Source organism: Mesorhizobium sp. WSM4806 (genome assembly GCF_055811635.1).
In genome coordinates this window covers 96606-110232 of record NZ_JBVVQZ010000009.1, presented here as the reverse complement: position 1 = coordinate 110232, position 13627 = coordinate 96606, and the positions used below count along the sequence as shown (strand labels likewise).

The window sequence follows — 13627 nt, the reverse complement described above, 5'->3', positions numbered from 1 at the left end:
TTCGCCGGAGGTCGACAGCCGGTCAGTGATGGATTCGAGCCGGCCTTCCACCGAATCGAAGATCGACAGCGAGCTTTGGTTGATCCTGTCGATCAACGTGTCGCCGGAATTGGTGATGGTCATCGACAGGTTGGTCGAGGCGTTGAGGATGCTGTCGCGAATGATGTCGCTGGCAGCCCCGATTTCGTCCTTCAGCGTCTCATGCGCGCCGGTGATCGAGGCGCGCACGCGTTCGGCGTGGGTGACCACCGCTTCGCGCTCGCTGCCCAGCCCGTCGACAAGCGAGCGGATGCGGGATTCATTCTCCGAATAGGAGCGCTCGATCTGGTTGACCTCGCTGTGGACCAGGGTTTCGAGCTCGACGGCACGTGCAAGCGTGCGCTCGATGCCTTCACCCATGGCCGCAACCTCGCGGCGCACGGCTTGCCCGATCATCATGACGCGATCCTGGGCGATTTGCTCCGGCTCGGTCAGGCGGAAAGCCACTTCCGTCATCGACTGAGCGGCGATGCGCATCTCCTGCGCGCGGCGAATCATGGCTGCAAACGCCCAGAACAGGAGGACGGGCAGGATCGCAGCGATTGCCAGGCCAATCAGTTCGGGACGGGCGAAAAACTGGCCGGGGGTGCGGATTTGCCAAATGCCTGGGCCAAACAGCAGGTTTGCCAATGCACCGGCGCCAGCGACCCAGGCGAGCGAAACGAGCGCCACGACCCAGTAGATCGTGTTCGAGGCACGCCGATTGAGGGTGTGCAGCAGCGTCTTGTAATCTTTTTGACGAGGATCGTTGGCCGGCGTGAAGCCGGCCGACTGCGTGCCATTGCGCGTTTCAACGGGGCGCGTTTCAACAGGGCGCGTCTCAAAAGGGCGCGTTTCAACAGGGCGCAGCTCAGCAGGGCGCGGTTCAGCCGGCCTGGCGTTTGCCGCCTCTCTCTGGTCCTGGGCTTTCTTGTCCTGATTGGCGGCAAGCTCGGCATTTTGGCTCTGGTTGACGACAGGCTCGGCATTCTGATTCTGGTTGGCGACAGGCTCGGCATCCTGGCTCTGGTTGGCGACAGCCTCGGCATCCTGGTCACGGCCCTCGCGTGCCAACTCGTCGGCGGCCTGCGATATCTGCGCTTCCAAATCCTCCATCGACGCGGCGATGTCGAGGTCGCCGCCGGCATCGCCGTTCAGATCGATTTCAAGTGCTTTTTCGAGTTCCCTGGCTACGTCGTTGTCGAGCGTTCTTGTCGTCGTTGTTTTCTTCGCCATGCCTTCGCTACCCTGTACAAGCTGCCGCGGGACTTGTTGATTTTGCTTTTCGTGTCCCACGCAAGAGGCTGAAAATGGACCTTTCGTATCGTAATGACACACCGGGGTAAAGAAAACATGCATTCGGTACGATACGTAAAACTTTAAATATAAGGTTAACAGAACTGTGATTCCGGCGCCGCTATCGCAACATTTTTCCGGGCCAATCGTTAACCCGTCGTCCACAGGATGGGCCTATTTTTTGGCGGCTGCCTATTTTTGGCGACTGGAAGAACGGAGTGCAGAGTCATGCGTGGCGAAAACGGCATTGCCTTCTCGATGCCCGGCGGCGATGTGTCGGGAACGGCTGGGTCGCGGCCCGTGGACTTGGCGCATCTGGCGCGCCAGACGATGGGCGACCGCAGCCTCGAACAGGAGGTGCTGGCGCTGTTCGTGCAGCAGGCATTGTCGGTTCGCGACAGGATCGTCGACGCCGATGTGAAACAAAGACTGCTCCTGGCGCACGGGCTGAAAGGCTCGGCGCGCGGCGTCGGCGCCTTCGCTGTTGCCGATTGCGCCGGCGCGATCGAACTTCAACCTGAAGATACCAATACCCTCAAGCGGCTTGGCTCCCTGATCGAAGAAGTCCGCGATTTCGTCGCCGCCATCAGCCGTTAAACCCATTTCCGAAAAAAACGGTATAGAGCGCCGCTTTCGCGCCGCAGTTGACTTGTCTGCGGGAGTGATTATCTCGGCTGGGACTCCCTTCAGGTGACAAATGACCAAGCTGACCTTCATCGCCCATGACGGCACACATTTTGACGTGGATGCCGAAAACGGCTCGACCGTCATGGAGAACGCGATCCGCAACGCCGTGCCGGGGATCGAGGCCGAATGCGGCGGCGCTTGCGCCTGCGCGACCTGCCATGTCTATGTCGATGAGGCATGGACGGCGGAGGTCGGCGAGCCGGAAGCGATGGAAGAGGACATGCTGGACTTCGCCTACGACGTCCAGCCGAACTCACGGCTCTCCTGTCAGATCAAGGTGCGCGACGCTCTCGACGGCCTGGTTGTGCGCGTGCCCGCCCGCCAGGGCTGAAGCGTGGAGGCTTAAGCGGGGGATATAGCCGATTTTTCCGGCGCCGGCTTGGCAGCGGGCCAATGGTCATGCAGTGTCGCGCCGTTCTCTACAGCGCCGCACGTTCCCTGGACCACGCAAAGCACGCTGTAGCACGGTGATTTGGCGCAGGATCCCCGGCGAGAATCGATTCCGATTTTCGGGGTCATGCGCATCGAAGGCGCATTCATGACCGATATCATCAAGACGGACGTATTGATTGTCGGGGCGGGGCCCGTCGGCCTGTTCGCCGTGTTCGAGCTCGGCCTCTTCGACATGACATGCCATCTGATCGACATACTCGATCGGCCCGGCGGGCAATGCGCCGAACTCTATCCGGAAAAGCCGATCTACGACATTCCCGGCTGGCCATCGATCTCGGCCCAGGGCCTGGTCGACAGACTGCTTGAGCAGATCGCGCCGTTCAAGCCCGACTTCACCTTCAACCGCATGGTCTCGAGCCTCGAAAAGCTCGAGGACGGCAGCTTTCGCGTCATCACCGACGAGAACGAGGTGTTTGAAGCCAAGATTGTGGTTATCGCCGCCGGCGGCGGCTCTTTCCAGCCGAAGCGGCCGCCAATTCCGGGCATCGAGCTTTATGAGGGCAAGAGCGTCTTCTACTCGGTGCGCCGGATGGAGGAATTCCGCGGCCACGACCTGGTTATCGTCGGCGGCGGCGATTCGGCGCTCGACTGGACGCTGAACCTGCAGCCGGTGGCCAAGAGCGTGACGCTGGTGCACCGGCGGCCGGAGTTCCGCGCGGCGCCAGACAGCGTCAACAAGATGTACGCCATGCAGGAGATGAAGGAACTGGATTTCCATGTCGGGCAGGTGACCGGGTTGACCGGCACGGACGGCCATCTCTCGGCGGCGACCATCAAGGGACCCGACGGTGACACCGAGGTGCCGTGCACTCGGTTGCTGCCGTTCTTCGGCCTGACCATGAAGCTCGGACCGATCGCCGAGTGGGGGCTCAATCTTCATGAGAACCTGATCCCGGTCGACACCGAGAAATTCCAGACGTCGGTACCGGGCATCTTCGCCGTCGGCGACATCAACTGGTATCCCGGCAAGCTGAAGCTGATCCTGTCGGGCTTCCATGAGGTCGCGCTGATGGCGCAGGCGGCCAAGCGCATCGTCAGCCCCGGCGAGCGCATCGTATTCCAGTATACGACGTCATCGACCAGCCTGCAGAAGAAGCTCGGCGTCGCCGGCTGAGTCTCTTACTCGACGAGAATCGCCCTTACCGTCTGGCCGAAGCTAACCCGGCAGCCGGCCGTTTTCGATGCGCTTCATGCGATAGCGCAGCAGCCGCAGGATGCGGCTTTCGAAATTGATGGTTTCGACGCGATCGAACTGCATCTGAGCGCGGTCGTGCTTGGCAAGAATAGCGGCGGAGATCTCCGCTGCCTTGGCCTTGGCCTCCTGGCACGTCTTGCGCGGGTGGGTCGCCTTCAGCGCATCCTCGAGTTCGCCGGCATGGTTCTTGGCGATCTCGACATGGCGGTCCTCATGACGCTTGATGTCGGCCGACAATGTATCCCAAAACAGCCTTACGCCGGCATCAGCCTTGCGCGGGCGGCGCCACTCGGGAAGGATCACCTTGACCTTGACGGTGACATCGGCGTCGGCAATCGCGCAGGAGTTAGATCTTTCCGCATAGCTGACGCGGGTGGTGAACGCCATCTGCGTGGCGCCTGGATGCCGCATCCCGGTGCTTTTCACCCGAGGTCCAAGTTTCGTAAGCTGGGATCCGATATCATCGAGCGTTCTGCCGCCGATGCTGAAATAGCTATATGTCTTCACCAAATTCGCCGTGCCCGCCGGCAAGGCGGAACAAGCAAGCATCAGGGCGCAAAGCAGGGATCGTTTCATCATGTTGCCTCTTTGCCTACCTTGCGCTACGGCCGTTGCCGACGCAACGGAATTGATCTTTGGTGGATCACACATGGTTTATCGACAATGACGACAGGGCGATGGCAGCTGGCGCATGGGCGCCATCTCGACCTTGGCGGCAAGGCGGTGATCGTCGGTATACTCAATGTCACGCCGGACAGTTTTTCTGACGGCGGACTGTTCGTCGCGCCCGAACAGGCGATTGCCCAGGCGCGCCGGATGGCGGAAGCAGGGGCCTCCGTCATTGACGTCGGTGGGGAATCGACACGCCCCGGCGCATTTCCGGTAGCCATCGAGGAAGAGCAGGCCCGCGTGCTGCCTGTCATCAAGGCGCTCGCCGGGCTCGGCGAGGCGCTGATTTCGGTCGACACCTATCGCGAGGACACCGCCCGGCTTGCCGTCGCCGCCGGCGCCCACATCCTCAACGACGTCTGGGGCCTACAACGCGAACCAGGCATCGCGCGGGTCGCGGCCGAAACCGGCGCCGGCCTTGTCATCATGCACACCGGGCGTGACAGGCAAAAACTGCCCGACGTGATCGAGGATCAGTTTTTCTTCCTCGGCAAGTCCCTGGAAATCGCCCGGCGAAGCGGCGTTGCCGACGACCAGATCGTGCTCGATCCGGGCTTTGGCTTCGCCAAGGAAACCGCAGAGGAAAATCTCGACCTGATGGCACGGTTTTCCGAGCTCGATGTCTTGGGCTTTCCGCTGATGGCCGGTACATCGCGAAAGCGCTTCATCGGCGCCGTCACCGGCCGCGACGCCTCGGCCAGAGACGCCGGAACAGCGGCGACGAGCGTCATACTGAGGCTCAAGGGCGCGCGGCTTTTTCGCGTCCACGATGTCGCAATCAATGTGGATGCGCTGGCGGTTGCGGATGCTATGCTGGCGCGTGAAACCGCCGCATAGCTCGCAAATCGAAATCGATTCCAGCAGGATGCGTAGATTAAAACCCTTAGAGCGTAGTCTGTGCGCCCAAGCGGACGCGCATCGCTCCAATCGAGCAGGACGCTGAGCGATGTATATCATCCGCATGAAAAATTGCGCCTTCTTCGCTCGGCACGGCGTGCTGGATGAGGAGGAGACGCTCGGCCAGCGTTTCTATGTCGACGCTGCGCTCACCGTCGAACCCGGCCGCGCGCTGGTCGATGATTCCATTGAGGATACCGTCCACTATGGCATTGCCTTCGGGGTGATCGAAAAGATCATCACCGGGGAGAGGCGTTTTCTGATAGAAGCGCTGGCGCTGGAGGTGGCCCGGGCGCTGACAGCCCGCTTTCCCCAGATAAAAAAGGCCGAGATCACTGTGCGCAAGCCGAACGCGCCGGTGCCCGGCGTGCTCGATCATGTCGAGGTGACCGTTGCCTGGCCCCAATAACACGGTCTACCTCAGCCTTGGCGGCAATCTCGGCGACCCGGCAAGGTCGATGGGCGCGGCGCTGCGCATGCTGGACGCCGACGGGAACACGCGCGTCGTTGTCGTCTCCTCGCTTTACCGCACGCCGCCCTGGGGCAAGCTCGACCAGCCGGATTTTCTCAATGCGGCCGCCGAAATTTCGACCGTGCTCGCGCCACATGCATTGCTCGATCTCTGTCTCGACGTCGAGCGCAGGCTGAAGCGGGTGCGCGAGGAGCGCTGGGGTCCACGGCTGATCGACATCGACATTCTGGTGTTCGGCGATCGGATCATCCACGAAACCGGGCTGGAAGTGCCGCATCCGCGCATGCTGGAGCGCGCCTTCGTTCTGGCGCCGCTGGCCGAGATCGCGCCTGACCTCACCGTCGACGGCAGAAGCGTGACGGAGCGGCTTGCCGCTCTCGACAGCGCCGGCATCGAGCGACTGTCGTCCGGCCGGAATTGGTGGCTGACCTAAAGCATCGAACCAAAACCTCTAACCATTTTTGGCTCCGATGCACTGAGCTCAGCCGGAAAACCCGCCGCCGTCGAGGAACACCTGTTCCTCCGGCGTCGTCTCGCGGCCAAGCATCCTGTTTCGATGCGGAAAACGGCCGAAGCGCTGAATGATCTCCAGGTGCTCGACGGCATACTTCAGATAGGATTGGGCTTTGGCGGTGGTGAGGTCCACCGATTTGAGCTGGTCGGCGAGATGCTCCGAATGCTCATAAGGCAAATAGAGGAAGACGCGAAGCTCTTCGTCGAGCGCCAGATCCTGGCCGGCGGCGATCGCCTTTTCGGCAAAATGCCTTGCCAGCGGGTCGGTGGCATACATATGGCCGGTGCCGCGAAAGCAGTTTCGCGGGAACTGGTCGAGCAGGATCATCAGCGCCAGTGAGCCTTCGGCATGCTCCGACCATCCGTCGCATTCACGCCGCGCGGCAGCGTAATGCAGCTCAAGAAACCAGTTGCGGAACTCCGCGTCGAAGGCGTCATTCTTCTCGAACCATGCATCTTTCCCGGCGTCACGCCAGAATTTGGTGACGGAGAGCGCGCGCTCGTCCAGTTCGATCATCTGTTTGCTCTCCAATGTTTAGTCGGCAGGCTCGGATTTGTGCAGAACGCCGGCGGTTTCTTCATTGAGCGCCTGACCGGAGCGGCGCGGCTGGCTGAGCGGTGTCGGAATGGGTGTGCCGATATTGCCCTTGAGGAAGCGCGCTCCGGCGCGAACCCCTTCGGCGAGCTGCAACTCGAAACGGGCGGAATCGCGGTGGCGGACGTCCTCGATCACCTCGGCGACTTCCTCGGGGTCGACGCCCAGTGCTTCCAGCGTGGAGCCGCCGAAGACAAGCGCTGATTCGAAGGTTTCGCGAATCTGGAAATCGACGTCGGCACGTATCAACTGCAGTGCGGTTCCGCGGTCGAAAGCGCGTGCCAGCACGGTGAGCAGGGGAAACTCCGCCTTGATCAGCTTTGCGATGCGGACGGCGACATCGGGCTTGTCGACGCAGATCAACACGGCGCGCGCGCGGCCGGCGCCGGCGGCACGCAGAATGTCCAGCCGCGTGCCGTCGCCATAATAGACCTTGAAACCGAAATCGGCCGCCGCCTGGATCATCTCGACCTCATTGTCGATGATCGAGACGTCGATCCCGCGCAGCAGAAGCGGCTGGCTGGCGATTTGGCCGAAGCGGCCGAAGCCGATGATCAGCACGCTGCCGGTCAGGCCATCGGCGATGTCGACGCCTTCGAGCGACTGCTCGTCGCGTGGCGTCAGATACCGCAATGCCAGAATGGCCAGCGGCGTCAGCACCATGGAGATGATGACGATCGCCGTCAGCGTCGCGTTAGCCTGGCTGTCGATGATGCCGACCGCCGCCGCGGCGGAATAGAGAACGAAGGCGAATTCGCCGCCTTGCGCCATGAAGACGGCGCGCTCGAGCGCCTCCCGGTGGCCGGTCTTGAGGATGCGGGCGACGAGATAGATGCCGATCGCCTTTATCACCATGTAGGCGACGACGTAGATGGCGACAAGCCGCCAGCTCTGGGCAACCACGTGCAGGTCGAGCGACATGCCGACAGCGAGGAAGAACAGCCCGAGCAGCACACCGCGGAAGGGTTCGATGTCGGCCTCGAGCTGATGGCGGAAGGTGGATTCCGACAACAGCACGCCGGCCAGGAAAGCGCCCATCGCCATCGACAGGCCGCTGAGCTGCATGGCAAGCGCCGACCCCAGAACGACCAGAAGGGCGGCGGCGGTCATCACTTCGCGGGCGCGGGCATCCGCCAGGATGCGGAAGAACGGATTGAGCAGGTAACGCCCGGCCAGCACCAGCCCGACGATGGCGGCAAGACCGATGCCCACCTCCGTCAGCCGCTGCGTCAAGCTCATATCGGCGCCGCCCGGTGCCAGGAAAGCGATCAGCGCCAGCAGCGGCACGATCGCCAGGTCTTCGAGCAGCAGGATGGAGACGATGCGCTGGCCTTTGGGCGCGGCCATCTCACCGCGTTCCTCCAGAAGCTGCATGACGATCGCCGTCGAGGTCAGCACGAAACCGGCGCCGGCGACGAAGGATTGCGAGACCGGAAAACCTCCCGCCAGTCCGACCCCGGTCAGCAACAGCGCGCACACGCCGACCTGCAATGCGCCAAGGCCAAAGATCTCTCGCCTGAGGCCCCACAGCCGTGATGGCTGCATCTCCAGCCCGATGATGAACAGGAACATGACGACGCCGAGCTCGGCGACGTGAAGAATGGCTTCCGATTCGGAAAAGATGCCGATGCCGAACGGGCCGATGACCACGCCGGCCGCCAGATAGCCGAGGATGGAGCCAAGCCCGATGCGCTTGAAGATCGGCACGGCGACAACACCTGCGGCGAGCAGCGCCACGACGTGGATCAAATCGCTGCCCGCTGCTTCTGCCGCCATGCCTGCCGTTCCGTTCTCTCTAGGGACCGCTGCACGTGCTGCGGCATCGAGCGGCAAAGATAGGGGCTTCGGTTGAGATCGAACAGTCCGAATCCGGAAACTGGTGCAGCAGTGTTGCAGGCGCGCTCCACAACTTTATCCACCGGCTGCGTTGTGTGTTGCAGAAATCGGGCGCTAAGGACGCCGCGGCCTTGGCCGTGAGGGGCGGATGACGATTAAGTCGGCCGCCTTTTTTTTGAGGGAGACGACTGACATGAAGACATTTTTGCTTGTTGCCGTTGGCATCGCGGCGCTTGCCGGATCGGCCTGCTCGAAGGCGCCGGACTGCACCACCGAAATGCTGACCAAGAAGGCCCAGGACATGACCGCAGCCCTTCAGGAGGCAATTACCAAGGATCCGGCCAAGGCAGCCGATCTCACCGCCAAGGTCCAGGCGGTCACAACCAAGTATCAGGGCGCGACGACGGCGGAGGAGGCCTGCAAGGCCTATGACGAGCTGACTGCCGCCATCAAGGCCTGAGAATCGATTTGAGTTTTGCTAAAAGAAGCGGTGGCCGTGGCTGCCGCTTTTTTGGTGAATAGTGAATAGTGAATAGTGAATAGTGAATAGTGAATAGTGAGTAGTGAGTAGTGAGTAGTGAGTAGTGAGTAGTGAGTAGTGAGTAGTCAGTAGTCAGTAGTCAGTAGTCAGTAGTCAGTAGTGAATATCTAATTCCATTCACCATTCACCATTCACTAAATTGCACAGCGCGTTGCATTTTCACTGGATGCGCAGACGATCGTTCAGTTCGGCGCGATGGAGCCGACTTCGAGCGTATCGACGCGCTTCAGCTTCATGCCGATGACCGGCACCAATTGCTGGTCGACGCGCACCGCAACCGTCACTGTCATCGAATTGTCGTTGGGGACAAGAGCCTGCATGACGCCGCGCAACTGGTTACGGTTGATGGTGAAGACGACCTTGTTGGCGCTGACCACATTGCCGCCGATGATGTCGAGACCGGAACCGGCGGCACCGCCCATGAAGCTGCCCTTGTAGCCCTCGCGGCCCTTGTGCTGGATCGTCGCCGACATCTGCTGGGTGAACATGCCGACCCGGCAACCGCCGTCGAGCGACATGCCGATCTTGCCGTCCGGCGTCGAACCGGTGAAATTGCAGGTGAATTTCGTGCCCTTGTATTTGCCGGCGACGATTTCCCCCGGGCCGACCCATTCGCCTTTCACCGATTGAAAGAACTTCTTGTCCCGTTCTGCCGCAAAGGTCTTTTCGGCCATGCCGGCGGTTGTTGAAACCACGACTGCCATGGGCAGGACGCTAGACAAGATCACGCTTTTCATCGACGACACCCGGCAACAAAGAGACTGGTTTGGAACCCGTCCGACCATGAACAAGATTGGTTAATGCTTCGTCACCGGTTGCGGATGACCCCGAAAATCGGACGCGATTTGCGCTGGGATCATGGGCAAAACAAACGTGTTGCAGCATCCCTTGGCGCGCCACCAGGACGTGCCGCGTCGGAGACGGTCGTCAGGTGTCGGAAGCGGATGTTTCCTTCTGCTTTTTGGTTGCAAATGATGTCAGCGCGGACAGGAAATCGCCCATGCCGGGCCGCCTCGCGGCGCTGAAGGGCAGGGGCCTTGCGGTCTCCATCGCAGCAATGCCGATGCGCGCCGTCATCATGCCGTTGACGACGCCTTCGCCAAGTTTTGCCGAGAGCCGGGCGGCAAGGCCATGGCCGACGATCTGCTGCACGAAACTGTCGCCGACGGCAATCGAGCCGGTCACCGCCAGATGGGCGAGAACGCTGCGTGCCAGCCGGAAGAACCCCAGTGTGCCCGGCCGGCCGCCATAAAGCTCCGACAGGCGGCGAATCAGCCGGCCGGCTTCGAACACGACATAGGAGACGTCGACCAGAGCGCGAGGGCTGACCGCCGTCACCAGCGACACACGCTTTGCCGCTTCGAGGATCATCACCTTGGCGCGTGCATCAAGGGGGCCGAGGATTTCGGTCTCGGCCAGGCGCACCAGATTGCCGCCGTCGATGATCTCGTCGCGCAAGTCTGCCAGGGCGCGTCTGCCGGCCGCGGTTTCGGGTTTGGCCGCGACAAAGGCCGACAGTTCCTCGACCACGGCGCGAGCGGCTTTCGGATCGTCGCGGGCGATGGCGTCGAGCGCCCGCATCTGCAGCTTTTCGACCTCGGCGAGGCGGGTGATCGCCAGGAACTCGCGGACGAGGATGACCAGAAGCGCGAGCAGCGCGACCACGGCCATCCCGGCGGCCAGCCAGCCCAGCCATTCGGCACGGGCGAACAGATCGCGAATCAGCCGGTCGGTCCAAAGGCCGAGGGCCAGCGAAACCAGAACGCCCAATGCGCCGAAGAACAGGCTGACTGATATCGAGCGCTGCCGCGGCGCGGTCGCCGGCGGCGGTTCGGCGGCGATGATGTCCGGCTCGTCGAATACGTCGATTTCCGCCGGCGTGACGACGGCAAGGTCAGCGTTCACGGTGCGTGGTTTTCTGGCCGCAGCGGCGTCGGGCTGGCGCGAGGCCGCCTGTTGCTTTGGCGGGGCTTCCGGCTCGATGCGAAATGCCGCCGGCTTGCGGGGCGCGGTCATGCCAGATGATCTCCGATCAGGAACTGCAGGGCACGGTCGAGCCTGATATGCGGCAGCGACAGCGTGACGCCTTCGGCAGTGCGTTCGAGTTTTGGCGGGCGAAAGCGCACGAAACGGATCGCCGGGTCCTCATTGGCCTGCCGATGGCCTGGGCTCTGCCGATGGCCCCGGTTCTGCTGACGGTCTGGTCCGGAGACATCGAACAATGCATCAATTTTCTCCGGCAAGTCACCGGGAAATATGGCTGTTTCTGTTCTGCCATCAAATGTTTCGCCGTTGATCTTTTCACCTTTCAACGGTGTGCCGATGATGACCGGCAGCGTTTCGCGGCCTTGCTTGACCGTGCCTTCCCGAGTCGCTCGCACCGCCGCCAGGGCGACCACGTCGACATCAGCGCCGGTGAAATTCGCCCGCGCCACGGCGCGGTCGGCGAGCCGCCGCACGATCGCCTGCAGCCGGTCATGGCTTTCGTGATGCAGATGGTCCGCCTTTGTCGCCGCCACCAATATGCGGTCGATGCGCCTTGAAAAAAAGTCCGTCAGGAAATTGCCGCGACCGGGGCGGAAGCAGGCGAGGATTTCGGTCACCGCACGTTCGAGATCGGCCATCGCGCCGGGCCCGGCATTCAAGGCCTGCAAGGCGTCAATCACAACGATCTGACGGTCGAGGCGCGTGATGTGCTCCCGGAAGAACGGCTTTACGACATGCGTCCTGTAGGCCTCGTAGCGCCGCTCCATCATAGCCTGAAGCGACCCGGGCCGCGCCCGCCGCTCGCTCAGCCCCGGCAACGGCGCGAAGGTCAGCGCCGGTGAGCCCTCAAGGTCGCCGGGCATCAGGAAACGGCCGGGTGGCAGGGTCGAAAGCGCCCGCTCGTCGAGCTTGCATGCCTTGAGATATGCGGCGAAGCTCTCGGCGAGGCGTCGCGCCGTCATCTCATCGGCGTCGGCATTCGGGTCGATTGCGGCGGAGAGCGCGCGCCATTCCTGCGAAAGGTCGGCGCGCACCGGCAGCACGGCCATGTCAAAGGCTTCGCGTGAGAAATCGGCGTAGGATTTGCCGAGCAGCGGCAGGTCAAGCAGCCATTCCCCAGGATAGTCGACGATATCGATCGACAATCTGCCTGATGAGAACATGCGGCTCCAGCCGGAGGCCGATTCATATTCGATGGTAAGCCTCAGCTCGGAAATGGCACGTGTCGAATCCGGCCACAGGCGGTCGTTGACCAAGGCCGCGATGTGGTCCTCGTACTGGAATCGCGGCACGGCGTCATCGGGTTGCTCTTCGAGGAAGGCACGGGCAACACGCCCCGATTTCTGCGCCTCGAACAGCGGCAACCGCCCGCCGTGGATCAGATTGTGGACAAAGGCTGAGATGAACACCGTCTTGCCGGCGCGGGAGAGGCCGGTAACACCCAGCCGCAGCGATGGCGAAAAAAGCCCGGTAGCGCGCCCCGACAGCGTATCCAGGGCAATCTTCGCCTCGTCGGTGAAAGTGGTCAGCGATGATGCCAAAATGCGGTCTCTCGGGGCGTCGGTCCGCCCCGATATAGGCGCTGGCGGCTAGTGTGGCGAATCCGAAATTCGCAGTACCTTGGAGCATCGCAGTGAGCGAATTTCGGATTCTAAGTCACACTGGCAAACCATCGTTTCTAGCGTGGTTTTGGAATTTGAAGTTCCTGAACGCTGACGCCATTGAAGTGGCAGGAACGTCAAATCCACCACGCTACGTTTGAAAAGGCGTCAGATATCGGCCGGCGACAGGAAGGCTTCGAGATAGCCGGTGCCTTGCGCGGCGTTGGCAAGACTGCCTGGAAAACGGACGACCGCGAGGCCGGAGGTCGGGAAGCCGTGGTTCAGCATTCCCCTGGCAGCCTCCTCGCCATCGCCCGAAAGCGCGATGGTGAGATCTTCCGTCATTGGATTGTGGCCGACGACGAGCAGCGAGCCTGGCTCGCCATTGCCGCGGATGAGCTTGAGATAGCCGGCGGCATCCTCGCTGTAGAGCGTCTCCAGGAACAGGACCCGGCCCGTATCGGTGTGACCGGCCAGGCCCTCAAGCGTTTGGCGCGCTCGCTTTGCATTCGAGCAAAGGGTCAGGTCCGGAATGTAGTTGCAGGCCCGCATGACCGCACCCATCGTTTCGGCGTCGGCGACGCCGGATGCGTCGAGCGGACGATCGAAATCGCGCATGCCCGGCAGGGCCCATCCGGCCTTCGCATGCCTCAGCAGATAAAGCTTGCTCACCGGTCCCTCGCTTGTGCCAAACACCGAAACTCGTCAAAAGGCGCTGCGGGATTAGTCATGAGAAACGCCTTGCGCACAATGGCCGGCGCCCTACAAACCTAACGAATCATACGCGAATTCGGTCGCGCCCTTCATGCGAATGATGCGGCCCATGGCATTTTGGCCGAGATTAACAATTGCGTGAATCTGTCGTCGA

The 13627-nt window shown here is 61.9% G+C and carries 15 protein-coding genes; 8 read left to right on the top strand and 7 right to left on the bottom strand.

Features of this window, described 5'->3' with window-relative positions; genetic code table 11:
• Window positions 1-201 precede the first annotated feature (201 nt).
• The 4 genes from AC0L2M_RS15775 to AC0L2M_RS15760 all read left to right on the top strand — a co-directional run bounded on the left by AC0L2M_RS15775 (window position 202) and on the right by AC0L2M_RS15760 (window position 3568).
• Complete coding sequence (locus tag AC0L2M_RS15775; protein WP_473535303.1) at window positions 202-1326, top strand: pentapeptide repeat-containing protein; 1125 nt, start codon at window positions 202-204, stop codon at window positions 1324-1326.
• A 216-nt stretch (window positions 1327-1542) separates the two neighbouring features.
• Window positions 1543-1911 (top strand): Hpt domain-containing protein, encoded by a 369-nt coding sequence (locus AC0L2M_RS15770; protein ID WP_027151987.1) that lies wholly within the window; start codon window positions 1543-1545, stop codon window positions 1909-1911.
• A gap of 100 nt (window positions 1912-2011) precedes the next feature.
• A complete protein-coding gene (locus AC0L2M_RS15765) occupies window positions 2012-2332 on the top strand; it encodes a 2Fe-2S iron-sulfur cluster-binding protein (RefSeq protein WP_006334837.1) in 321 nt (106 codons plus the stop codon).
• Window positions 2333-2539: 207 nt separating this feature from the next.
• Complete coding sequence (locus AC0L2M_RS15760) at window positions 2540-3568, top strand: NAD(P)/FAD-dependent oxidoreductase (RefSeq protein ID WP_287320811.1); 1029 nt, start codon at window positions 2540-2542, stop codon at window positions 3566-3568.
• A gap of 42 nt (window positions 3569-3610) precedes the next feature.
• Here the strand turns inward: AC0L2M_RS15760 and AC0L2M_RS15755 are convergent, their stop codons facing one another.
• A complete protein-coding gene (locus AC0L2M_RS15755; RefSeq protein ID WP_031255671.1) occupies window positions 3611-4228 on the bottom strand; it encodes a DUF922 domain-containing Zn-dependent protease in 618 nt (205 codons plus the stop codon).
• 84 nt (window positions 4229-4312) lie between these two features.
• On the opposite strand from AC0L2M_RS15755, the gene folP reads away from it, so the two are divergent.
• From folP to folK, 3 genes are all read left to right on the top strand, one after another.
• Window positions 4313-5155: a dihydropteroate synthase gene (folP, locus tag AC0L2M_RS15750; protein WP_473531022.1), complete on the top strand. Its 843-nt coding sequence runs from the start codon at window positions 4313-4315 to the stop codon at window positions 5153-5155.
• Window positions 5156-5264: 109 nt separating this feature from the next.
• A complete protein-coding gene (gene folB, locus AC0L2M_RS15745; protein ID WP_023801135.1) occupies window positions 5265-5624 on the top strand; it encodes a dihydroneopterin aldolase in 360 nt (119 codons plus the stop codon).
• Window positions 5608-6120 carry a 2-amino-4-hydroxy-6-hydroxymethyldihydropteridine diphosphokinase gene (gene folK / locus AC0L2M_RS15740; RefSeq protein ID WP_473531021.1) on the top strand — a complete coding sequence of 171 codons (513 nt, stop codon included), beginning with the start codon at window positions 5608-5610 and terminating at the stop codon, window positions 6118-6120. The genes folB and folK overlap by 17 nt, the downstream gene beginning before the upstream one ends.
• Before the next feature lie 48 nt (window positions 6121-6168).
• On the opposite strand, the gene AC0L2M_RS15735 is transcribed toward folK, so the two are convergent.
• Both AC0L2M_RS15735 and AC0L2M_RS15730 read right to left on the bottom strand, forming a co-directional pair.
• A complete protein-coding gene (locus tag AC0L2M_RS15735; protein ID WP_031255672.1) occupies window positions 6169-6717 on the bottom strand; it encodes a DUF924 family protein in 549 nt (182 codons plus the stop codon).
• Window positions 6718-6735: 18 nt separating this feature from the next.
• Window positions 6736-8571: a monovalent cation:proton antiporter-2 (CPA2) family protein gene (locus tag AC0L2M_RS15730; protein WP_091593667.1), complete on the bottom strand. Its 1836-nt coding sequence runs from the start codon at window positions 8569-8571 to the stop codon at window positions 6736-6738.
• Window positions 8572-8824: 253 nt separating this feature from the next.
• On the opposite strand from AC0L2M_RS15730, the gene AC0L2M_RS15725 reads away from it, so the two are divergent.
• Window positions 8825-9091: a hypothetical protein gene (locus tag AC0L2M_RS15725; RefSeq protein WP_023801139.1), complete on the top strand. Its 267-nt coding sequence runs from the start codon at window positions 8825-8827 to the stop codon at window positions 9089-9091.
• A gap of 263 nt (window positions 9092-9354) precedes the next feature.
• Here the strand turns inward: AC0L2M_RS15725 and AC0L2M_RS15720 are convergent, their stop codons facing one another.
• The 4 genes from AC0L2M_RS15720 to AC0L2M_RS15705 form a co-directional block, all read right to left on the bottom strand.
• Window positions 9355-9909 carry a hypothetical protein gene (locus AC0L2M_RS15720; RefSeq protein WP_023801140.1) on the bottom strand — a complete coding sequence of 185 codons (555 nt, stop codon included), beginning with the start codon at window positions 9907-9909 and terminating at the stop codon, window positions 9355-9357.
• A 190-nt stretch (window positions 9910-10099) separates the two neighbouring features.
• Entirely contained in the window at window positions 10100-11188 is a 1089-nt protein-coding gene (locus AC0L2M_RS15715; protein WP_128172363.1) for a YcjF family protein, read from the bottom strand.
• Window positions 11185-12699 (bottom strand): YcjX family GTP-binding protein, encoded by a 1515-nt coding sequence (locus tag AC0L2M_RS15710; RefSeq protein WP_128172364.1) that lies wholly within the window; start codon window positions 12697-12699, stop codon window positions 11185-11187. Before AC0L2M_RS15710 ends, AC0L2M_RS15715 begins: the two co-directional genes overlap by 4 nt.
• Window positions 12700-12927: 228 nt before the next feature.
• Window positions 12928-13431, bottom strand: a complete 504-nt coding sequence (locus AC0L2M_RS15705; RefSeq protein WP_128172365.1) for a SixA phosphatase family protein — start codon at window positions 13429-13431, stop codon at window positions 12928-12930.
• Window positions 13432-13627 lie beyond the last annotated feature (196 nt).

Bases quoted from the DNA above. Each gene is read 5' to 3' on its own strand.
- AC0L2M_RS15760 (WP_287320811.1), top strand. From the start codon at position 2,540: ATGACCGATATCATCAAGACGGACGTATTGATTGTCGGGGCGGGGCCC.
- AC0L2M_RS15725 (WP_023801139.1), top strand. From the start codon at position 8,825: ATGAAGACATTTTTGCTTGTTGCCGTTGGCATCGCGGCGCTTGCCGGA.
- folP (WP_473531022.1), top strand. From the start codon at position 4,313: ATGACGACAGGGCGATGGCAGCTGGCGCATGGGCGCCATCTCGACCTT.
- AC0L2M_RS15770 (WP_027151987.1), top strand. From the start codon at position 1,543: ATGCGTGGCGAAAACGGCATTGCCTTCTCGATGCCCGGCGGCGATGTG.
- AC0L2M_RS15715 (WP_128172363.1), bottom strand. From the start codon at position 11,188: ATGACCGCGCCCCGCAAGCCGGCGGCATTTCGCATCGAGCCGGAAGCC.
- AC0L2M_RS15720 (WP_023801140.1), bottom strand. From the start codon at position 9,909: ATGAAAAGCGTGATCTTGTCTAGCGTCCTGCCCATGGCAGTCGTGGTT.
- folB (WP_023801135.1), top strand. From the start codon at position 5,265: ATGTATATCATCCGCATGAAAAATTGCGCCTTCTTCGCTCGGCACGGC.
- AC0L2M_RS15765 (WP_006334837.1), top strand. From the start codon at position 2,012: ATGACCAAGCTGACCTTCATCGCCCATGACGGCACACATTTTGACGTG.
- AC0L2M_RS15755 (WP_031255671.1), bottom strand. From the start codon at position 4,228: ATGATGAAACGATCCCTGCTTTGCGCCCTGATGCTTGCTTGTTCCGCC.
- AC0L2M_RS15735 (WP_031255672.1), bottom strand. From the start codon at position 6,717: ATGATCGAACTGGACGAGCGCGCGCTCTCCGTCACCAAATTCTGGCGT.
- AC0L2M_RS15730 (WP_091593667.1), bottom strand. From the start codon at position 8,571: ATGGCGGCAGAAGCAGCGGGCAGCGATTTGATCCACGTCGTGGCGCTG.
- AC0L2M_RS15775 (WP_473535303.1), top strand. From the start codon at position 202: ATGCGCGCCGGTGATCGAGGCGCGCACGCGTTCGGCGTGGGTGACCAC.